This window comes from Fibrobacter sp. UWT2 (genome assembly GCF_900142545.1).
In the GTDB taxonomy this organism is placed as follows: Bacteria; Fibrobacterota; Fibrobacteria; order Fibrobacterales; family Fibrobacteraceae; genus Fibrobacter.
Map to the genome: position 1 here is coordinate 113,743 of NZ_FRBF01000009.1, position 22,155 is coordinate 135,897.

A 22,155-nucleotide genomic window follows, 5' to 3' on the forward strand; every position below is an offset into this window, starting at 1 on the left:
AGTGGTAGAAAATGGTAGATTTGTACTGTGTTGTGGTAAAATGTGTCAAACTAGTATGAACTTTACGTCTTTCATAGGTCAAGCCCAAACGGCTATCGATGGAAAGGGAAGGTCTTCCTTCCCCAGGGAATTCCGTCGTCAGCTCGGGCCAACCGAGGGCGAAGAATTCGTGATCACGCGTGGTCCGAATCAAACGCTTCGGTTGTTTACCTTGCCGGAATACGAAAAGTTCATGGCGGACTTGGACTCGAGGTCCGACCGCCGTCAAGCTGACCTAGTTCGGAGAGGCCTCGCTCCTACGGTAGTGGAGCTCGATGGTCAGAACCGCATTTTACTTCCAAAGATTTTGTTGGAGTATACTGGTCTTAAGGGTGAAGTCCTTTACGTACAAGCTAGCGGAAAAACTCTTGAACTATGGAATCCTGAACGCTTCAATGAAAAGTTCGGCTTGCAGACTGAAGATGCAATTGCCGCCTTCGATGCCGCGTTCTATGGTGAAAGCTTGACGGAGGGGTCCGATGGCAACAAATAGCCTCCGCAAGAACGAATTACATACAAATGAAATTTTGAACAGCCGTGCTACGGCGGCTCATTCCGAAGCAGCCCTTGCCGGTGTCGAAAACGGCGTGTTCTATCACGATCCGGTGATGCTTCAGGAATGCCTTGAAGGCTTGAACATTAAGCCGAACGGTACTTACGGCGATTGCACGCTGGGCGGTGGCGGACATTCCTACGCTATTGCGAACAAACTAGATGAAAACGGGACGCTTCACGCTTTTGACCGCGATGAAGAAGCCGTTGCCTTTGCGACCAAGCGCCTTGCAGGCGTGAAGCCCAAGTTTATTGTGCACCCGGTTCGCTTCGGTGAACTGAAGAATGAAATTGCGCCGAATACCCTGGACGGCATTCTCTACGATTTGGGCATTAGCAGCCATCAGGTAGACGCTTCTGACCGCGGCTTTACCTTTGTGGGCAATAATCCGCTGGATTTGCGTATGGACCGCCGCGAAGGTGTTTCGGCACAGGAATGGCTCAAGACGGTAGATGCCGATACGCTTGCCGCTGCACTCCGCAAGAATGCCGATATGGATCGCGGCTTCAAACTGGCGACTCGCCTTGTTGAAATGGCTGCAGCCAAGGGTGACCAGGAAATTTTGCCTTCTGACGTGAAGATGGTGGTGGAATCTGTGTTCCCCGATAAGCGTCGCGAAGTAAATGGCCTTTTGGCTCGCGTGTTCCAGGCGATTCGCATGGAAGTGAATGGCGAACTTAAGGAAATCGAAGATAGCCTGCGCGCTGCCGTGGATTGCCTCAAGGTGGGCGGTCGACTGGTGGTTATGAGCTACCACTCCGTGGAAGACCGCTGCGTCAAGGAAACGGCCGCTGAATTTGAAAAGGCCTGCATTTGCCCCGAACACTTGCCCGTGTGCACGTGCGGAGGCAATCACCAGCGCCTGAAGAAGGTGAATCGCAAGCCGATTCTGCCCTCTAACGAAGAAATTGCAAAGAACAGCAGGGCTCGCTCTGCAAAGCTTAGGGTATACGAACGCGTATGAGTGAATCGAATAGAAAACCTCTGTTCAATTCTAACCGCACCATTGTGTGGGTGTTCGTTGGCGCCGTGTTGGTGGCCGGCCTTTTGCTGATTTTGCCTTTGTACATGCAGAACTGCCTTACCAAGCTTTATTCCAAGTCCAATGAACTGGCCTACGAGATTGGCCAGCTGCAGCGTGAAAGGACTTTGCAGGAACTTGAAATCAACAAGTTGTCTTCGCTGGAAAACTTGGCTGGCTTTGCAGACAGTGTTGGTCTTGACTTGAATGGCGTGCCCACCAAGGTGCGCGTGACGGGGGCTCCATGAATATTGTGAATATGGATGCTCTGTCGGTTGCAAAGATGATTGTGCTGGGCGCTATTGGCGTTCTGGCATGGCAGACCTTTAACATTCAGGTGCTGAACCGCGAAGTGTACCAGAAGGAAACCAAGGACCAGACGACTCGTACCAGGAACATTTACGCCGAACGTGGCGAAATCCTGGACAGGAATGGTGTGGTTTTCGCCAAGAACTTGCGCGATACCGGCAAGGCTGAAGATTACAGCCGTATCTTCTTGCAGGGTAAGCTTGCCTCCCAGATTGTGGGCAAGGTGAATTACGATGGCAAGGGAAGCATGGGCATGGAACGCATGTACGACTTGCGCCTGCGCGGTAACGAAGGTTTCCGTGTGGGTATCAAGGATGCCAAGGAACGTGAAATCCTGGGCCGTTCCGAAAACGTTGCCGAAGCCAAGCCGGGTAAGAATTTGGTGCTGACGATTGACCGCGATATGCAGGAAATCGTAGAAAAGGCCTTGAAGGATGGCGTAATCGAATTTAGCGCCGCCAGTGCCTCGGCTGTGGTGGTGGACCCGTACACGGGCGAAATCCTGGCCATGGCGAGTTATCCGACTTTTGACCCGAACTCCAAAAAGCAGGGCGTGGGCAAAATGGCGAAGAACGACATCGTTGCGATGTCTTATGAACCGGGTTCTACCTTCAAGGTGATTACGGCTGCGGCTGCCCTTGAAAACGGTGTAGTGCCCGAAGATACCGTGTTTGTGAACGAAGGCAAGTGCTGGAGCTGGAGCGCCCGTGCCGAACGCATTTGCGATACCCACATCTATGGCGATATGGATATGGCCGAGGCGATGGTTCAGTCTTCGAACATCGTGTTTGCCAAGGTGGCTGACAAGGTGGGTGCCGAAAAGCTTTATCGCATGGCCCGCAACTTTGGCTTTGGTATGAAGACTTCTGAAAACCTGGCGGGTGAAGAAGCCGGTCGCCTTTACATGCCTTACGAACTTACGAGAGATGACCGTACCCTTAAAACGATGGGCTTCGGCCACGCTGTTTCTGTGACGCCGATCCAGATGGTGATGGCTTATGCCACTATTGCCAATGGCGGCACTCTGATGGAACCAATGATCGTGAAGGAATGGCGCGACTCTGACGGTAACCTGGTCGAAAAGAAGGAACCGGTGAAGGTGCGTCGCGTGATTTCAGAACGTACGGCAGCTTCTATTCGCAAGATGCTGAATCGCGTGGTGAATAGCGGTACGGCAAAGCGCGTGGCCAGCAAGAAGATTCCGGATGTGATTTTTGGCGGAAAGACCGGTACGGCAGAAAAGTACAACCAGGAAACCGGCAAGTACGATCGCGAACATCAGGTGGCTTCGTTTATTGGCCTTGCCCCGGTAGAAGATGTGCGCTATGTGTGCATGGTGCTGGTGGACGACCCGAATGCCGACAAGCTATACGGCCACACGGGTGGTGCAACGGCGGGCCCGATTTTCTGCCGCATTATGGAAGGCATCTACTACCATCCGAGACTTTCGCCGGCTTCGCATGAACTTGCTTTTGTGAGCAAGAAGTCAGCTTGCGAAGGTGATTATGTGGGTATGCTTGCCCAGACGGCAAAGTCCGTGGCTGCAGGCAAGAAATGCCCGGTGACTTTTGAAGGCGAAGGCTCTCGCGTGCTGGCAGTGCGTAGGGACATGACCGATTCTGTTGGACTCGTGCTTAAGCTTGGCGATGTTGACGCCTCCACGATGCCCGACCTGAAGGGTCTTTCGCTGAAAGATGCTCTTGAAATTGCCGGTAACATTCGTATGAACGTGGAATATACCGGTATGGGCCGCGTGGTGTCCCAGTTCCCGAAGGTGGGGGAGACTCTCCACAAGGGTCAGATTTGCAAGCTTACGCTCAAGGAGAAAGGCTAATGATTTCTGAAACGTTGATGCAGAAATTGAATGTACAGGGCCTGTGCGACGACTCCCGCCGCGTGAAGGCAAAAGATTTGTTTTTCTCGATGCCGGGCGAAAAGTCCGATGAATTCGCAAGAACTGCAGTGGCTGCCGGTGCGGTGGCTGTGGTGAGCGAAAATGTGGCTCCCGAAGGACTGACGTCCAAGTGGATTCAAGTGGCCGACGTGAAGGCTGCACGCCTTGAAGCGGCAAAGATTTTCTATAAGGACCCGTTCGCAAAGCTTAACGCTCATGCGGTGACGGGTACGAACGGTAAGACGACGAGTGCGTTCCTGATGGATGCGATGCTTTCGGCTGCAGGCCACAAGGTCGCGCTCCTCGGAACCATCAAGAATAAAATTGGCGAAACTTCGGTGCCCGCTACATTAACGACGCCGGGGCTATTGGATTTGTATGCCTTTGCCGCAAAAGCAGTCGAGGCCGGTTGTACGGATTTGGTGATGGAAGCGTCTTCGCATTCCTTGGATCAGGGCCGTATGGCGGGCGTGCTTTACAAGAGTGCCTTGTTCAGCAACCTGACTCAAGACCACCTCGATTACCATAAGACGATGGATGCCTACTTTGAGGCAAAGAAGCTTTTGTTTACGCGTTACCTTGCAGATGATGGCGTTGCCGTTGTCAATGTCGATGATGCGTACGGAAAGAAACTATACGATTCCCTAGCCGGGATTGGAGCGGACCGGAGGGTGGCTGTCTCGCGTCTAGGGGTCGTTAGCGCTTTGGTGAAGCCCGAAGGTGCAGTGCAGAATACCGAAGATGGGCTCAAGCTGTTGTTGCCTGCGATTAGCGCAGAACCGTTCGAAACGCCGTTGTGCGGCGACTTTAACGTGGACAACGTGATGCTCGTGCTTGCTTGGGCAAAGGCAATCGGTGTCGCCGAACCTGCCATGCGCAAGGCTTTGGCAGAAGTCCGCGTTCCGGGCCGTTTTGAAAAGGTCTGGAACAAGAACGGTCGCCATGTGATTGTGGATTACGCCCACACACCCGATGCCCTTGAACGCGTCCTTACGACCGCTCGCAGCCTCTGCCGAGGCCGCCTCGCGTGCGTGTTCGGCTGTGGCGGCGACCGCGACAAGACCAAGCGCCCGATTATGGGTGCAATCGCCGAACGTATCGCTGACAAGGCTTGGCTCACTTCCGACAATCCGCGAACCGAAAATCCGACCGATATCATTAACGATGTGCGCGCCGGCATGAAGACGGACAAGTTTAGCGTTGTCGAAAAGCGCGAAGAAGCGATTGCCAAGGCTTGCGCAGAACTTAAGGACGGCGACTGGCTTGTGATTGCGGGCAAGGGCCACGAAGACTACCAGATTGTGGGTAAGACCAAACACCATTTTGATGACCGCGAAGAAGCGGTGAAGGCGATGGAAAATGTATAAGCTGGACTTGAAAATCAAGGAACTCTTGGAAATCCTCGAAACCTACTCGGTCGGTGTCGATGGCCGTACCAAGAACCGCAAGGTGAATCTTTGCATGGATTCTCGTGAACCTGCCAAGGGTGTGGTCTTTTGGCCAATCAAGGGTGCCCGATTTGACGCCCACCAGTTTGTTACACAAATGGAAAAAAATGGAGCATTGATGAGTGTCGTGAACGCTGATGCCGAAGGCATTGAAAACTTCAAGATGTATGCGCCCGTCGACGATACGACGAAAGCGCTCCTCAAGCTCGCCAAGGGCTATCAGAAGAATTTCAAGGTGAAGAAGGTTGCCATTACGGGCAGCAACGGCAAGACCACCACCAAGGAAATGGTGAAGGCCGTTCTTTCGCAGAAGTATAACACCCACGCCACCGCTGGTAATTTCAACAACCACATCGGTGTGCCCATGACGCTGTTCCAGCTCAAGCACAGCCACGAAGCGGCTGTCATCGAAATGGGCACAAGCGGCCCGGATGAAATCCGTCCGCTTTCGATGGCTGTCGAGCCCGATGTGGCCGTGATTACCAACATCGGCGCCTCTCACCTGGAACGCCTCAAGGATTTGGACGGCGTATTCGCTGAAAAGAGAACGATTGTCGCTGGCCTCAAGAAGAACGGCGTGCTCATTGTGAACGCCGATGACCCGCGCCTTTGCAAGTGCCGCAGCAATAACAGCTACAAGGTGGTGACCTTTGGCGTGAAGCGCGGCATCATCAAGCCCGAAAAGCTCGAATGGAGCGAAGACAACTGCGCCACCTTCTTTGTGGAACGTACCAAGTTCACGCTGAACGTGCCGGGCATTCATAACCTCTATAACGCTCTCGCTGCAATTGCCGTGGGCTTGCAGTACAGAGTGCCCAAGGCCGACATCGCCAAGGCGCTTGCCAACTTCCGTTCGACCAACATGCGTATGGAAATCAAGAATGCCAACGGCTTCAAGATTGTGTCGGACTGCTACAATGCAAACCCGTCTTCGACCAAGATGGCTTTGCAGACCATTGGCAACATGAAGGTGAATCGTCGCATTGCCATTTTGGGCGATATGCTCGAACTCGGCGCTCAGACTGACGCTCTGCACCAAGAAATGGGTGCCATGGTGCCTGAAATGAATTTTGATATGCTCCTCACGGTGGGCGAAAAGGCAAAACTTTATGTGAAGGGCGCCAAGTCCAAGGGCATGAAGGCTGCGCACCACTTTGCAAGCGTACAGGAACTGATCGACACCCTCACCGAAATCGTGGCCGAAGGCGACGTGCTCTTGATCAAGGGCAGCCGCGGTATGCACATGGAACAGGTGGTCGATGCCATGCTTAAACTCACGAAGGTCAAGGCTTAATTTAGGACTCACGAAGGAATGGAAAACACAGTCGCAAATACCGGCATGAACAAGCTACTCTTGGTAGTAGTGTTGCTGCTGATTTGTTTGGGCGTGCCTATTGTCTATACGGCATCGGCCCATTTCGCTGTGTCCCATGGACTTCCTGCAGAATACTACTTGCAGAAGCATCTGATCAAGGCCGTGTTCGGCTTGGTTCTGATGCTTGGCCTTGCGCGCTTCTTGGATTATGGTCACTGGGTTTGGCTCGGTCGCATTACCTTCTTCGTGGGAGTTGTCCTTACGGTTGCGGCTCTTGTGTCGGGTCACGGCGTCAAGGGTGCAAACCGCTGGATTTTGGGCATTCAGCCTTCTGAAATTATGAAACTCGGTATGCTGATTTGCATTTGCGGAAAGTTCTCGCAGGCAGGCGATAACATCAAGAGTGTCGCTTGCACGCTGATCCAGCCGGGAATCTTCTTTGGTCTCACGGCCTTCTTGCTGATTTTGCAGCCGAACTATTCGATGCTCATGATGCTTTCGATGGTGGTGATTTGCGTGATGCTTACGGCTGGCGTGAATTACAAGTACCTCGCGATTACCATTGGCGCAGCCATTCCGCCGGGAATTATCATGTTGCTCATGACAGGGCACTCGAGTAAGCGTATTCAGGCGTTTACGGCAGCCGAAGGCGAAATGGTCGCTTCGAACTGGCAGGGTGAACATGCGTTGCTCGCTTTGGGTAACGGCGGATTCTCGGGAACGGGATTCGGTATGGGCGTGCAGAAGCTTGGTTACTTGCCCGAAGTTCACAAGGATGTGATTTATGCGGTGGCCGGCGAAGAGTTCGGATTCATGGGAACGTTCTTCTTGTTGGCCTTGTATGCGGTTTTGTTTGCGCAGGGCTTCAAGATTGCCCGCCAATCTTCGACCCGTTTTGGAAAGTACCTGGCCGTGGCACTCACGTTCTCGCTTTTCTTCAACTTTTTGGTTCACGTCTGCGTCTGTGTGGGACTTTTCCCCACAACGGGCCAACCTCTCCCGTTTATCAGCTTCGGCGGAACCAACTTAATTTACAGCTGTGTGGCAGTGGGGATTCTGTTGAACATTTCTAGACCCAATACAGGCAAAATGATCAAGGAACCGTATATGAGCGGCGCCTCGCTCGAAAGCAGTGCCTACAGAAACTATGAATTTTCAAGGAGTGGCGTATGAAAAAGTTCCTTTTCGTATGTGGCGGTACCGGCGGACACATTTTCCCGGCCGTAGCCATTGCAGATAGCCTTAAGAAGATGGGCGTGACTGACATTACCTTTGCTGGCCGTAAGGATTCTATGGAAGAACGCCTTGTGGCAAAGAACTGGCCCTACGAATACATTTCGGCTGTTCCTCTGCATCGCGGACCGTTCCTCAAGAACTTGGCGCTGCCCTTTAATCTGTCGAAGGCCCTTGTTCGCGCCAAGAGCGTGATTAAGAAGGTGAAACCCGATGTCGTTGTGGCGACGGGTGGCTACGTATCGCTCCCGATCGTGCTTGCCGCAGGCACCGCAGGCATTCCTGTTTATCTGCAGGAACAGAATGCAGTGGCTGGCGTTGCCAACAAGGTGGGCGCACGCTACGCCAAGACCGTCTTTGTGACTTCGGATGAAGCCGCCAAGTATTTCCCCACTGAAAAGTGCATGATTTTCGGAAACCCGGTGCGTGAATTGCCGGTGGGTGATTCCCTTGCACGCCCCGCTGAATTTGCTCCGGGCAAAAAGGCCGTGTTCATTGTGGGCGGCTCTCAGGGTGCCGTGGGCATCAACAACAAGATTGAAGAAAGCATCAAGGCCATTGCCGCTCGCAACGATGTGTCTGTCGTTTGGCAGGTGGGGGTCAAGAACGTGGAAACCATCAGCAACCGCGTCGGTGAAGTTCCGAATGTGGCTATCCGCGGATTTTTGGATGGCATTTATGCCTACATGAAGCATGCCGACTTGATTATCAGCCGCGCCGGTGCTTCTGCCTTGGCTGAAATCCTTGCCTTCGGTAAACCCTCGATTCTTTTGCCGTTCCCGCATGCCACCGCAAACCACCAGGAACATAATGCCCGCGTGGTCGAAAAGGCTGGCGCCGCTTTGGTGGAACTCGATGCCGAAGAAAATCACCTGTGGGAAAAGGTGGAACAGCTCTTGGCTGACGAATCCCGTTTAAATTCCATGGCTCTTGCGGCTAAAAAGCTCGGAATGCCCGATGCAGCCGACCAGATTGCTCGTGTGATCCTCTCTAAGGAGAATGATTAATGCAGATTAATGATTGTAAGCGTGTCCGTAAGCTTCATTTCGTAGGTATCGGTGGTGCCGGTATGTCCGGTATTGCCGAAGTGCTCCACGATAACGGTTTCGTGGTGAGTGGCTCCGATACTGGTGAAAGCCAGGTGATTGATTACCTGAAGGGCCTTGGCATTAAGGTGTTCTCGAAGCACGAAGCCTCTAATGTCGAAGATACGGACTTGGTGGTTTATTCTTCTGCAGTTCCGCACGATAACCCGGAACTGGTCGAAGCCCGCAACCGCCGTATTCCGGTGATTCGCCGCGCTGAAATGCTGGGCGAACTCATGCGTATGAAGTACACGCTTTCGATTGCAGGCACTCATGGCAAGACGACGACTACTTCTATCGTGGGACAGATTTGGGAAGAAGCCGGTCTTGACCCGACCATTATTGTGGGCGGTGTCGTTAAGGGTAAAGGCTCAGGCGCTAAGGTCGGTAAGGGTGATTATCTGATTGCCGAAAGCGACGAATTTGACCGCAGCTTCCTTTCGATGATGCCGTCTTCTGCAATCATCACCAACATTGACGCAGACCACTTGGACACTTACGAAAATATCGAAGACATCAAGGATGCTTTCGTACAGTTCGCCAACAAGATTCCGTTCTACGGTCAGGTGATTGTCTGCTTGGACGATCCGAACGTGCAGCAGATTTTGGCTCGCCTCAAGAAGCCGGTGATTACTTACGGTTTCTCGCGCCAGGCCAAGTTCCGCGTGGACAACCTGCGTTTTGAAAAGGGTTATCCTGTATTTGAAATTTTGAATGACGGCGAAAGCTTGGGTGAATTCAAGCTCCAAATTCCGGGCCGCCACAATGTGCTGAATGCAACTGCCGCCGTGGCCCTCGCGATTGAAGAAGGCATTTCTGCTGATATCGCCCGCAAGGCCTGCGCCGAATTCGAAGGTGTTAAACGCCGCTTTGAATTCCTCGGTGAAAAGAATGACGTCTTGGTCTTTGACGACTACGCTCATCACCCGACCGAAGCAACTGCGACTTTGCTCGGCTTCCGCGATGCATTCCCGGATCGCCGCATTATCGTGGCTTTCCAGCCGCACCTGTTTACGCGTACCCGCGATCAGCACGATGCCTTTGGCGGCGCCTTCGCAAACTGCGACGTGCTCCTGGTGACCGACATTTACGCCTCCCGCGAAAAGCCCATTGAAGGCGTGACGGGTGCGCTGGTGTCTAACAGCGCCTCTGACCGCGGCCATCGTGATTCCCGCTTTGTAGGCGATCAGATGAACCTGCTGCCGATCCTTAAGAAGGAATTGCAGCCGGGCGATGTGGTGGTACTCATGGGTGCTGGCAACATCTGGAAGCTGGGTGAAAGAATTCTGAAGGAATGCCTGTAGGAAGATTTGGGAGAGAAAGTTGACTGGAAGTAAAACCACATTGCTTGGCCGCCGAATCGGCACCAACGAGCGCCTGCGCAAAGAGGAACGTGTTCGCAAAGTGAAACACGGGTTTGAATGCGTGTGGTGTTGGTTCAAGCACCGTGGCTGGATTCTGGCTGTGATCTTGGTGGTTCTTGCAGTCCTTGCCATTCACAACCGTTTCTACTTGCAGCGTTTCAATCCGCTGGAACTGCGCCATTTGCAGTATGTGGAAATCGAAGGCAACCGCATGCTTTCTTGGGAAGACGTGATGCAGAGCGCCCAGGTGGAAACGGGCATGCTCATGTCGGAACTGAACGCCGATTCCGTAGAAGCGGCTTTGGCTCAGCTCTCCATGATATTGTCGGTGAAGGTGGAAAAGAAGTTCCCGTCTTCGCTCTATATCAAACTCCACGAAACATCGCCGGTGCTGACGGTACTTTCGGAAGGTCGCGCAACGATTTACTCCGAAAAGGGTTTCCCCTTGCCGTACTCGGTGGCGACTGCCATGAGGCTCCCGGTGATGGATGCTGCGTCAATGGAACATGTGAAATCGATTACCCATTTCTTGGTGGAAATGCGTAATAGCGATGCTGAACTTTATGAACGCGTGTCGCAGGTGACTTGGTCTGCCGAAGACGATTGCATGAAGGTCTATTTCAGGGATGTGGGCTTTACCACGCTCTTTAAAGGCCAGGAATCGAACAAGGGACAGTTTACGCTGTACAAGTCTCTGGAAAACGGATTCGCGAAAGATTTGCAATGTGCCGGTGAAGTCGATATGAGGTTTTTGGGCTTCGCCTATGTAAGAAATTATGATAAGAGGTGCATCAATGGATGACAATAAATTGGACAAGAAAAAAGACGAATACATCTTTGGCCTTGACATTGGGGCTTCAAAGATAAACCTGTTCGTAGGTGTATCCGAAGGCGAAAGCGTTCGCGTCGTGGAATGCGGCGACTTTCCGCTGAAGAATGCAGACGACCTGGATTCCGTCGTGGAAACCTTGCAGCAGGCAGTCCAAGTCATTGAAAATACGACTCGCGTCGATGTACACGATGTCTATGTGGGCATTGCCGGTAAGCATGTGCGTTCCTTGGATACCCAGGGAATCGTGACGCTCCCGATGGGCGAAGTTCGCGAAGAAGATATCGAGAACGTGACCAAGCAGGCAAGCACCTTGCCGACGCAGGCCGGTGAAATCATCCATATTTTCCCGGGTGAATATTCCTTGGACGACGAAACCCATATCCGCAATCCGAAGGGCCGCTCCGGCCGTCGCTTGGGTGTGGATGTCCAGGTGGTGACCGCCCGCCAGAACGCTTTGCAGAACTTGGCCAAGTGCGTGAACCGCGCGGGCCTCAATGTGGCGGGCTTCGTGCTCGAACCGCTGGCTGCTGCAAGTGCCGTGCTCACGAACGATGAACGCGAACTTGGCGTAGCTCTTGTAGATATCGGCGCAGGAACTGCCGACATTGCCGTATTCGTGAACGATTCCGTGCGCTTTACCACCTCTATCGATTATGCCGGAAACGTCATCACTAGCGATATCAGCCGCTGCCTCAACGTGCCTATCGCTCTTTCCAAGGCCGAAGAAATCAAGAAGAAGTACGGCACCTGCACCATTAGCAATCTTATCGAAGACGACGCATTCCCGGTGCCTGCCGTAGGCAACCGTGGCGACGTTTCTTGCTCGCGCAAGCTGTTGGCCGAAATCATCACGGCCCGCGTGGGTGAAATTTTCTCCATGCTGAACGATCAGCTCAAGGCTCATAAGCTCGACGCCATCATCAACGGCGGTATCGTGCTGACCGGTGGCTGCTGCGCTTTGGAAGGTATCGAAGATGTGGCTTGCAAGGTATTCGGAAAACCCGCTCGCATTGGTCGCCCCAAGGGCATGAGCGGCATCCAGGAAGCTTACCAGAACCCCTCTTATGCAACGGGTATCGGTCTGCTTTACTATGCGAACAAGCAGCATCGTGAAAAGAAAAATCGTGAAACGGGAACGCAGATCGCGGTTTCCATGAAGAAAGGATTCCAGCGTGTTCTCGAAATCATCAGGACTTATTTATAACAACATCAACACTCAACATCAGGGAGATAAACACATGAGTGAAATCGATAACATCAACTTCGAGGTAAAGTCTCGCATTATGGGCGAGGAACCATCTTTCAACAACGCCAAGGTTAAGGTGTTCGGTGTCGGCGGTGCCGGCGGCAATACCGTGAACCGTATGAAGCGTATGAACATCGATGGTGTGGAATACTATTCCATCAATACCGATGCAATGGCTCTCGATCTGAGCCTTGCTGACCACAAGATTCTGATTGGCGAAAAGACCACCAGAAACTTGGGCGCCGGTATGGATCCTGAAGTTGGCCGTAAGGCTGCAGAAGAAAATCTGGACGACATCAAGGACGCCATGAAGGGCGCCGACATGGTGTTCGTGACCGCCGGTATGGGCGGTGGTACGGGTACGGGTGCTGCACCGATCGTTGCAAACATTGCCCGCGAACTCGGTATCCTCACGGTTGCCGTGGTCACCAAGCCGTTCCGCTTTGAAGGTAACGCTCGTTCCTCTATCGCACAGGAAGGCATTAACGCCCTGCGCGCTGCAGTGGACACCATTATTGTTGTGGAAAACAAGAAACTCTTGACGCTCCTCCAGGCTTCTAACCAGAAGGCTACCATGGATGAAGCTTTCAAGATGGCTGACGAAATTCTCGGCAACGCTGTTCAGAGCATTTGCGGTATCATGTTCCGCCACGGCCTCGTGCACGTTGACTTTGCCGATATCCGCAAGGTCATGCTCAAGGGCGGCTCCGCTCTCATGGGTACCGGTTACGCTCAGGGCGAAAATCGCGGTATCATGGCTGCCGATATGGCTCTTGCCTCTCCGCTTCTGGAAGACATCAACATCGAAGGCGCTTCTGGCGTGCTCGTGAACGTTGCCCACGGCGAAAACTACTCCTTGCTCGAACATAGCGACGCTATGGATCACATCTACGAAAAGGTCGGCGAAGAAGGTAACCCGAACATCATCATCGGCGATATCACTGACCCGGCTCTCGGCGACAAGGTTTGCATCACCATTATCGCTACTGGTTGCGGTGGTACTGCTGTCAACCAGCCCAAGGTCAGCTCTGCTGGCTTCGGCTTCGGTAACTTCACTGTCCCGCAGCAGACCGCTCCGGCTTCTGCCCCGGTTCAGCAGGCTCCTGCCGCTCCGGCAGCTGTCCAGCAGGCTACTCCGCGTCCGACCGGTTTCAATTTCTTCGATTTCCAGACTGCCAAGACTGAATCTCAGGAAATGTTCACCCGTCCGCAGTACACGCCCGCTTCTCAGCCGGCTCCTGAAGCAATGACTTCTTCTATTCCGTCTCTGACTGAAACTTCCGTGATGCGTTCTGTGAATTCCGCTATGTTCAACTCTCCGGAATTCAACGCTGCCGCTCCGGCCGAAGAAGAAGTTGCATCTCAGGGTTCTGAAACCTCTGAAATGTCTGCCGTTGCCGAAGAAGACCGCATGAATGGCGGTACTCCGGCTTACGAAGCTCCTGCCTACGATGCTCAGCAGTATGACCTGCCTGCTTACGCACGCAATGCCGCTGCTGGCGCTACCGTGACCATGGAACGTCCTGCCGCTACCCGTCAGGAAGTCGCTGAAGAACCCGTTGCCGCCGCTGCTCCGTCGGCTATCGACTTCAGCCTGCCTGCCTACCTGCGCAACAGGAACATGAACGCAAACAACTTCTAATGAGTCTTGCTGAAAGAATCAGCAAGAACTGTTCCGCGGCGAAAGCCTCGGTGGGTTTTGCTGAATTCCTCAAGAATTAAACACACACACAACGAGTGCGCGAGTGCGTACTCACCACAACACAAAAGGGTCACCCGGGACTCCCTGCCTGGGTGATCCTTATTATTTTCCGCTCGCGCCCAATCTTATTAGTACGTACCCGGCGCGCTCACTCTCGCGACCGCCACGGCTTAACGCCTGTGGCTTTGTCGCTCACGTTATATCCGCTCGCGCTCAATCATACAAGTACGTACCCGGCGCGCTCGCTCTCGCGACCGCCACGGCTTAACGCCTGTGGCTTTGTCGCTCACATTATTTCCGCTCACGCTCAATCTTATAGGTACGTCCCCAGCGCGTTCGCTCTCGCCAACACGGCACGCTTACGCTGTGCCGCTTATGGCTCACGTTGTATCCGCTCGCGCCCAATCATACAAGTACGTCCCTAGCGCGCTCACTCTCGCGACCGCCACGGCTTAACGCCTGTGGCTTTGTCGCTCACGTTATATCCGCTCACGCCCATTTTTTTTAGTACATTTATCTTATGCGGATTCGTACTTTGTTGTTGACTGTTGGCTCTTTGGTGGCTTTGGCTTTTGCGGAATCTTCGGATTCCACGCAGTATAAGGGCTATTTCCAAATAGGTACGGATTTCAACTTCGGTTTTAACGGTGGCCCGACGGATCCGACGTTTGCTGTCGATACCGCTGAATATTATGGTAGCAACTGGCGCGGGCTTCGCTTGCCTCTTGAAAACGCTCGCAGCTACGAAGAACATATCGAACCGTTCTTTATGCTCAGCTTCCGCGCGGGCTACAAGGATTTCCACTTCTTGATGGAAGCTCCTCTCCGCAAGGATATCGAAGCCTGGTACGATAGTGACCTCAAGACGAACTTTACCTACAAGCCGAGCGAATTGGATATCGGCGTGCCTATTAACGCCTATGCCTTGTGGAACAACCCGGTGGGCTATGTGCAGTTGGGCCGTTTTGACCCCGATCTCAAAGTCTCTCCGAATGACCTCGCCTTGGGCGGCGCTCCTTACCACGATGGCTTGCACTGGAAGTTCAAGGCCGGTATTTTCCGCTATGACTTCTTGGTAAGCTCGTTAAACGCCTGGCTCTTTGACGATGTCCCGGGTGCTGCAGACGAATCGGGCTGTGTTTACCCGAAGGGCTCCGAAGCGGCCGAACAAAAGTGCCCCGCACACGGCAAGCAGGCGAGTAACCAGCGCGACCGCATTTACGACGACAACGTGAAAAATTTGGTGTATCACCGCATCGGTGTCGAAACGTCGCACTTTTGGACTTACATTATTGAAGAAAGCATGGTGGGCGGCAAGGATTTGGAATTCCGCTCCATGAATCCGTTCATGTTCCTGCACAATAATTTTGCAGGCGGTTACACTAAGGCCGTAACGACGTTCGAACTCGGCTTCACTCCGATTCGTACCGCCAAGTTCTACGGCCAAATCAACATGGAAGACATCAACAGCCCCGTGGGTGAAGATGACGACAAGGGTACGAACCGTAGCATGATCAGCTTTATGGCGGGCTACTATCAGGAAATTCCGACTCGCCGCTACGGCGATTTCTCCTGGCGCTTCGATGTGGTTCGCACCGACCCGTTGCACAACAACGGTCGCCTCCCGCTGCTGGAATATTCGAGCCGTCGCCTTTACCGCAGCAACTACCGCGAACAGGACGACCCCGACTACGCCGATATGTACTTCGTCGATTACCCGATCGGTTACCGCCGCGGCTCCGATGCGTTGGACATGTGGCTGGACCTCGGCTGGAAATGGGGGCGGCATTCCCTCAAGGTGACGCTCGCCTGGCTGCAGCAGGGCGACAAGGAACTTTACACCGACTACGACGTCGCCATTCAAGAAGAAAAGGCTCCGTCGGGCGTGAAGGAATCCCAGGCACTGGTCGATGCACTTTATTCCATGCAGTATAACAGCTGGTTTGGTTTCTACCTTGGCGGCGGATTCCGTAGCTACGAGAATTTGGCGCATAACAAGCGTGAAGACGGCAAGGATGGCTGGATTCGTTCCGGCATCAAGATGACCTTCAATCCGGTCGATACGAAGTTTTAACGGTAAGGAGTGAACATGAAAATCTTTTCGATGATGGGCGCAGCTCTCTTGCTTCTTTTGGCAGGGTGCAGTATAGATGAGGATGACTTTGTCATTTGTACTCGTAAAGTTGATCCGTTGTGTGAGTATCAAAAGCGTTTTGGCGGATATCATTTAGGTGATACGCTGAGTTTTCACCATTCAAGTGATTATGACTTTGTCATGACTGTTGTCAAGGATGAAGTTTCCTATAAAAGCAACTACATGAGCTATGCAAATGAAACTGATATTCCTTGTAGGCAGAATGGATCGGTTGATGTCGTTGAAATGCGTCATATCCGGCTGGAATCTGCATTCCCGATGCTAATCATTGATCTTGAAATGGATGGCGAAAATGGGAAAAGCCAAGGGGTAGATACCTATATGGGTCAATACAACTTCTTCTTGGACGATACCGACTTTGAAGAAAATAGTAACCCCAAGTCGAGTATGCTGGATTCGTTGGAAATCGATGGCCAGGTATATCGCGATGTGGCTGTAATCGAAGGAACACGGAAAAAAAGATCTGCCTATACCGATAATGCGGGGGTTTTCGCCGTATGGGAGTCAAAAGTACCTTCATTGACCAAGATTTACTATACCCACAAAGCGGGAATCATAAAAATAGACTTCGGTGATGGAACTTACATTGAACTCAGGGAGGAACAAAAATGAGAATTATATTCGCTTTGATGATTGCGTTACTTCTGGCGGCTTGCTCCGATTCGTCAAGTTCGTCTGATTCTACGCTCTATTTCTCGGAAAACGTCAAAGCCTTCGTGACCATTGAAAATGGCAAAATGAAGGATTCGGTGATTTATCTGGAAAATACATCTTCAGGCGTAGGAGATTCGCTCGATCAGTTCTCTTATTACGACAAGATGAGCGTTGATGATTCTCTTCAGGAGCTGTGCTACAGTGGCGATACAAGGTCGATGGCGATTCATGTGTCACTCCGATTCCAGCCGTCTGCTGATGGAAAGCGGATTATCCTTGGTTGTGGCGTCAATAAGAGCAGTAATACTATTTATTTTGATGATGGCGATTTCCCGCTCACCAAGAATGGGTATATACTTGATTTGATGGACTCGCTTGAAATTGGAGAAAAGGTTTATCGAAATGTCTTGGTGTTCGATGGTACGAAAGTGGATACGAATCGTTGCGATATAGCTCGATTTTACTATGCCGCCACAGACGGAATCGTCAAAGTGGAAAGCAAAAACGGCGCTGTTATGACCAGAGTCTTGAAACCGGCTAGCGACGGCAAAACCGAAGATCTTTCCAGCAGCAGCGAAAAGTCCGATGCAGAATCTTCCAGCAGTGAAGCATCTGAAGAAAAGTCCTCTAGCAGCGAAGCAGAGACGGCTGAATCGTCTTCCGGCGAAGCTCCCGAACAGTCTTCGTCTAGCGAAGCCAAAGAAGACTCTTCTAGCAGCGAAACTCCTGAATCTAGCAGTTCCGAGGTTACTCCGAGAAAAATTGCGAATATAGAGGTCCGCACAGTCCAGTATGTGTTTGGCGACATGGATTTTGTGCGCCTGACGGTTGCCAATAATGAAGAACATGATTTGGATAGCCTTACGATTAGATTCTACTTTACGGCAAAACCCGAAGAAGCTGAAAAATGTGCGACCTTGGTAGACGAAGATCTTTGCCAGATGTTTGATGCTGAAGGTATGAGTTCACCATGCGAAAATGAACGTGAAATCCGAGACTTGATGCGTCATTCTCTTCCGGTTCGTGTCGCTCAGCTCTATGATTCTGTTGCGAAAACGTATGCTTATTACTTCGATATTTCTTTGGGTTCGACCACGTTCAAGCCGAAGTCCAAAATGTCGATAGATCTTGGTTTTTCAAAGGGCATATCAAACGATAATTACATAACTTGCGAAACGATGCGTGCTTCTGCGACGAAACGCTTTAGCAAGGAATCGGGTGACTGGTCCTGGATGCCGCATGCATTGGAGGATGGTGCCGTTTATGCAGGAATGCCTCTCGAAACTCAGGAATACGGTGATGCTGGCGAAGAAATTCCGCTGAATCCCTATGTATTCGTTTTCCGAAAAGAATTGAAGGAAGGATTCTTGTGGGGTTATAGTCCGATTGACAGTATCATTGGTTTATAATTCCTATATTATCCCTGTAAATCAAGGAGTTTTTTATGGCAGAAATCGGTACACCTCTAAGTTCTAGTGCAACCAAGGTCCTCTTTTGCGGGGCCGGTGAACTGGGTAAAGAAGTTATCATCGAAATGATGCGTCTCGGCGTCGAAGTGATTGCCGTAGACCGCTATGCCAATGCTCCTGGCATGCAGGTGGCTCACCGCAGCCACGTGATTAACATGCTCGACGGCGCTGAACTCCGCCGCGTGATTGAACTTGAAAAGCCCGACTACATCGTTCCCGAAGTCGAAGCCATTGCGACCGACACGCTCGTGGAACTCGAAAAGGAAGGCTACAACGTCATTCCGACGGCCAAGGCTACCAAGCTTACCATGAATCGTGAAGGTATTCGCCGACTCGCCGCCGAAGAACTCGGCATCAAGACGAGCCCGTACCGCTTCGCCGACAATTTTGAAGACTTCAAGGCCGCTGTCAAGGAAATCGGCATTCCGTGCGTGATCAAGCCGGTGATGAGTTCCTCGGGCCACGGCCAGAGTGTCATCAAGACTGAAGCCGACATCCAGAAGTCTTGGGATATTTCTCAGCACGAAGGCCGCACGGGGCACGCTAGCCGTGTGATTGTGGAAGGCTTTGTGCCGTTTGATTACGAAATTACGTTGCTCACGGTTCGCCATGTGGCGGGCACGAGCTTCCTGGAACCCATCGGTCACCACCAGGTGGGTGGCGACTATCAGGAATCTTGGCAGCCGCAGCCGATGAAGCCGGAACTCCTGGAACAGGCAAAGGTCATTGCAAAGAAGGTGACCGACGCTCTCGGCGGTCGTGGCATTTTTGGCGTAGAACTCTTTGTGTGCAAGGACGAAGTCCTGTTCAGCGAAGTGTCCCCGCGTCCGCACGATACCGGCATGGTGACTCTCATCAGCCAGGACCTTTCCGAATTTGCGCTGCATGCTCGCGCCATTCTCGGCCTCCCGATTCCAAACATTGCTTTCCACGGCCCGAGTGCCTCGAAGGCGATTGTGGTCGACGGCAATTCCGACCACGTGAAGTTTGGCGGCTTGGAAGAAGTGCTTGCAGAACCTGACACCGCGCTCCGCCTGTTCGGCAAGCCCGAACTCAAGGGCCACCGCCGCCTGGGCGTGCTGCTTGCCCGCCGCGACACGGTGGAAGAAGCCAAGGCCCAGGTCATGGCCATGCGCGAAAAAGTCAAGGTGACGCTGTAGTTTTTTATTGCGAGGGGAGACCCCCGAGCGAACCGTTACATCGTTTGGTGATTATTGAGAAGAGGATTCTATGAAAAAAATCCTATTTCTCGCTTTGACGTCTATGGCGTTTGCTGCCAAGACTGTTACGCCGTCGGTTCCCACGCTTGATACCGACGGTTGTTACGCCATTTCGACAGCCGACGAACTGTTCGGCTTTGCAGACATCGTGAATGCGTCTGAAACTCACGACGAATGCGGCAAACTCATGAATGATATTGCCGTTAATGAATTTGTCGGTAAAGGTGGTGTACTCAGCGTAAAAGGGGATTCGGTTTTGTGGACCCCGATCAAGCTTTTTAGCGGTGTGTTTGACGGACAAAATCATACTATTTCGGGCTTGATGAACGAAACGCAGGATTCTTCGGATGTAGGGCTGTTTGCAGAACTTCGCGGAAATCTAAGCGATAGCAATGCTCCTGAAAAAAAGGCAGTCGTGAAGAACCTGCGGTTGGTCCAAACGTATTTTTGGGGAGGTGAGGGTTGCGTTGGTGGAATCGCCGGAAAAGCCGAATCCGCTGAGATCCTGAATAGCCGATCTTCTAGCTTTGGAACTATAAATTCTCGAAAGATTACCGGTGGCTTGATTGGTTGTGCGAGTGATGTTAAAATAAGCGAATCGTCCAATCATGCTTATGTTTCTACATCGTCACGTGATACGGTTAATTCTGCTTCAGGAGGCTTGGTGGGCTTTAATAGCGGCAGTCTTTCTATTGTGAATTCTTACAATTCTGGCTCTGTCCGCGGTAACGTTGTTGGTGGTTTTGTTGGTTCTTCGGTAGGAAAATTAAATATAGTCAACTCAATTAATTTGTATGCAGTTTCGGGAACCTCTGAGTCAACGCCTATTCGCATTTTAGGTAAGTACAATGAGGCTGAGACCTATGTTGATAATTGCTTTTATTATGGAGACCGTGAGCATGAGGCAAATTCTTTTGCGGCTTTGGCAGATGAAGATAATCTCGAAAATGGCGTGATAGCAATGTTGCTGCGTGGCTACAATAAGGATGGCGTAGATGGTTCTGTATGGGGACAACGTATTGGAGCGTCCGGTCTAGAATTAAGTGGAAAAATGTTGGTAGAGTATCATATAGATATGTATGATTTTGATTCCCTGGTTGTCAAGACTCCTGCACTTGTTGATGATTGCTACCAAATCGGCTCGACAGAAGAACTTTATGGATTCGCTGTTATCGCGAACATGTATTCGTATAAAAAAGTTCCTGTGTGTGGTAAGTTGACAAAGGATATCGTTGTCAACAAGGACATTCTCAAGAACGATACGCTGAATGGAGATAAATTCGGTCGAATTCGTTGGTATCCGATAAAAGATTTCAATGGATCATTCGATGGAGCAGGACATACGATATCGGGTCTGTTTTTTGAAAATGATTTTCCTGGCACCGCTGCGGCGGAATTACATATGGGACTGTTCGGCTCGGTTAAGGGAACCGATAGCCTTCGCGAAGTAAAAATTGAAAACCTTGGCATCGAAGATTCGTATTTGATGAGTGACAACGTTGCGGGAGCCTTTGTCGCGCTTGTCGATGCTAACCATAAGGGAACTTTGTCCATAAAAAATTGCCATTCTTCATCGTACGTGGGTTCGCTGACTTCGGGTGGACTTATTGGAAAACTGAACGGAGGAAATCTCGTTATCGAACAGTCCTACGCGACAGGGCGAGTTGACGGTACTTTTAGCGGAGGCTTAATCGGTAATGCGTATGCGAATTTTAAAATTGTCAATTCCTACAGCGTTGCCAGTCTTCAAAATGGAAACGGTGGTGTGTTGATTTCCGGTGTCGGATATAACTCTAAGGGCCATGTTATCAATTCGTATGGACTCGATTTCGGTGCCAAAAAAATGTCACGAGAAGTTTTACCGTTAGTCGGTCAAGTCGATGACGGTTCTTCTGTAGAATACGTCAATGCGTTCTCTGATAAAACACTGGGTGCCGAAAGTTTCTCGGATGGGACTGTGGCCGTACAGCTTCATTACTACAACGCAAACGGCATCAATGGCGACGTATGGGGACAGAATGTGGGTACGGACCTTTATCCGGTCTTTAGCAAGACCGTCCCGGATAGCACTGGAAAGACTTCGTTTGTCGTTTCCCGCGCGGTGTCGCCTGTGAATGTTCGTAGCGCTAGCCGCATGGTCGAAATCTCGGGCGTGCAAGCGGGCGAGGGCTACGCACTCATGGATATGCAGGGTCGCCTATTGCAGCGTGGTTACGCAAACGGTGCTGTTGTCGCATTGCGCATGATGCAGCCGGGGCGCTACTTGATCCGGGTCGCGGGTCAAACGAAAGCGGTGATAGTTCGTTGATTTAGAGAATTTTCCCTAGCCCAATTATCGCGGCAGTGCGCGCACGCAAGCGCGTATTGCCCAAGTTCAGCAAGTGGACCTTCCCGTTCTGGAAGGTCTTTATTTGTATAATCGAAAACCACCGGCTAGGCCGGTGGTTCCGTAAAAGCCTTCTGGCGGTCATGAGAAAAAATCCTTTGATTAATATTGAAATGCGGTCTGCCAACTGCATAACAATAATTTCAAAGGATTTAAAATGAATGATAGAAATAAATCGACAGCTCATACCACATGGAACTGCAAGTACCACATCGTGTTTGCACCGAAGT

At 51.7% G+C, this 22,155-nt stretch carries 17 protein-coding genes and 1 pseudogene; all 18 read left to right on the forward strand.

Features of this window, described 5'->3' with window-relative positions:
* Window positions 1-55: 55 nt before the first annotated feature.
* The gene (locus BUA40_RS08260; RefSeq protein WP_072800192.1) at window positions 56-532 is read left to right on the forward strand and encodes a division/cell wall cluster transcriptional repressor MraZ; all 477 of its coding nucleotides are present in this window, start codon (window positions 56-58) and stop codon (window positions 530-532) included.
* The gene (rsmH, locus tag BUA40_RS08265; RefSeq protein ID WP_072800172.1) at window positions 519-1,556 is read left to right on the forward strand and encodes a 16S rRNA (cytosine(1402)-N(4))-methyltransferase RsmH; all 1,038 of its coding nucleotides are present in this window, start codon (window positions 519-521) and stop codon (window positions 1,554-1,556) included. The genes BUA40_RS08260 and rsmH overlap by 14 nt, the downstream gene beginning before the upstream one ends.
* Complete coding sequence (locus BUA40_RS08270) at window positions 1,553-1,861, forward strand: hypothetical protein (RefSeq protein WP_072800173.1); 309 nt, start codon at window positions 1,553-1,555, stop codon at window positions 1,859-1,861. Before rsmH ends, BUA40_RS08270 begins: the two co-directional genes overlap by 4 nt.
* Window positions 1,858-3,756 carry a penicillin-binding protein gene (locus tag BUA40_RS08275; RefSeq protein WP_072800174.1) on the forward strand — a complete coding sequence of 633 codons (1,899 nt, stop codon included), beginning with the start codon at window positions 1,858-1,860 and terminating at the stop codon, window positions 3,754-3,756. Before BUA40_RS08270 ends, BUA40_RS08275 begins: the two co-directional genes overlap by 4 nt.
* Window positions 3,756-5,183: a UDP-N-acetylmuramoyl-L-alanyl-D-glutamate--2,6-diaminopimelate ligase gene (locus BUA40_RS08280; protein ID WP_072800175.1), complete on the forward strand. Its 1,428-nt coding sequence runs from the start codon at window positions 3,756-3,758 to the stop codon at window positions 5,181-5,183. Before BUA40_RS08275 ends, BUA40_RS08280 begins: the two co-directional genes overlap by 1 nt.
* Entirely contained in the window at window positions 5,176-6,558 is a 1,383-nt protein-coding gene (gene murF / locus BUA40_RS08285; RefSeq protein ID WP_072800176.1) for a UDP-N-acetylmuramoyl-tripeptide--D-alanyl-D-alanine ligase, read from the forward strand. The genes BUA40_RS08280 and murF overlap by 8 nt, the downstream gene beginning before the upstream one ends.
* A gap of 18 nt (window positions 6,559-6,576) precedes the next feature.
* Complete coding sequence (locus BUA40_RS08290; RefSeq protein ID WP_072800177.1) at window positions 6,577-7,752, forward strand: FtsW/RodA/SpoVE family cell cycle protein; 1,176 nt, start codon at window positions 6,577-6,579, stop codon at window positions 7,750-7,752.
* On the forward strand, window positions 7,749-8,819 hold the full coding sequence (gene murG / locus BUA40_RS08295; protein WP_072800178.1) for an undecaprenyldiphospho-muramoylpentapeptide beta-N-acetylglucosaminyltransferase: 1,071 nt from the start codon (window positions 7,749-7,751) through the stop codon (window positions 8,817-8,819). Before BUA40_RS08290 ends, murG begins: the two co-directional genes overlap by 4 nt.
* The gene (gene murC, locus BUA40_RS08300) at window positions 8,819-10,201 is read left to right on the forward strand and encodes a UDP-N-acetylmuramate--L-alanine ligase (protein WP_072800179.1); all 1,383 of its coding nucleotides are present in this window, start codon (window positions 8,819-8,821) and stop codon (window positions 10,199-10,201) included. The genes murG and murC overlap by 1 nt, the downstream gene beginning before the upstream one ends.
* Window positions 10,202-10,220: 19 nt before the next feature.
* Entirely contained in the window at window positions 10,221-11,063 is an 843-nt protein-coding gene (locus BUA40_RS08305; protein WP_072800180.1) for a cell division protein FtsQ/DivIB, read from the forward strand.
* Complete coding sequence (gene ftsA / locus BUA40_RS08310; RefSeq protein ID WP_072800181.1) at window positions 11,056-12,297, forward strand: cell division protein FtsA; 1,242 nt, start codon at window positions 11,056-11,058, stop codon at window positions 12,295-12,297. The genes BUA40_RS08305 and ftsA overlap by 8 nt, the downstream gene beginning before the upstream one ends.
* A 34-nt stretch (window positions 12,298-12,331) precedes the next feature.
* Window positions 12,332-13,981, forward strand: a complete 1,650-nt coding sequence (gene ftsZ, locus BUA40_RS08315; RefSeq protein WP_072800182.1) for a cell division protein FtsZ — start codon at window positions 12,332-12,334, stop codon at window positions 13,979-13,981.
* Window positions 13,982-14,561: 580 nt separating this feature from the next.
* Window positions 14,562-16,115 (forward strand): hypothetical protein, encoded by a 1,554-nt coding sequence (locus BUA40_RS08320; protein WP_072800183.1) that lies wholly within the window; start codon window positions 14,562-14,564, stop codon window positions 16,113-16,115.
* 15 nt (window positions 16,116-16,130) lie between these two features.
* Window positions 16,131-16,808, forward strand: coding sequence for a hypothetical protein (locus BUA40_RS08325; RefSeq protein WP_072800184.1), 678 nt, complete (start codon window positions 16,131-16,133; stop codon window positions 16,806-16,808).
* On the forward strand, window positions 16,805-18,259 hold the full coding sequence (locus BUA40_RS08330) for a hypothetical protein (protein WP_072800185.1): 1,455 nt from the start codon (window positions 16,805-16,807) through the stop codon (window positions 18,257-18,259). The genes BUA40_RS08325 and BUA40_RS08330 overlap by 4 nt, the downstream gene beginning before the upstream one ends.
* Before the next feature lie 35 nt (window positions 18,260-18,294).
* Window positions 18,295-19,479: a formate-dependent phosphoribosylglycinamide formyltransferase gene (gene purT, locus BUA40_RS08335; protein WP_072800186.1), complete on the forward strand. Its 1,185-nt coding sequence runs from the start codon at window positions 18,295-18,297 to the stop codon at window positions 19,477-19,479.
* A gap of 70 nt (window positions 19,480-19,549) precedes the next feature.
* Window positions 19,550-21,847 carry a hypothetical protein gene (locus tag BUA40_RS08340; protein ID WP_143149742.1) on the forward strand — a complete coding sequence of 766 codons (2,298 nt, stop codon included), beginning with the start codon at window positions 19,550-19,552 and terminating at the stop codon, window positions 21,845-21,847.
* Between the two features lie 235 nt (window positions 21,848-22,082).
* Window positions 22,083-22,155: pseudogene (locus BUA40_RS14395) on the forward strand (IS200/IS605 family transposase); the annotation flags it as partial.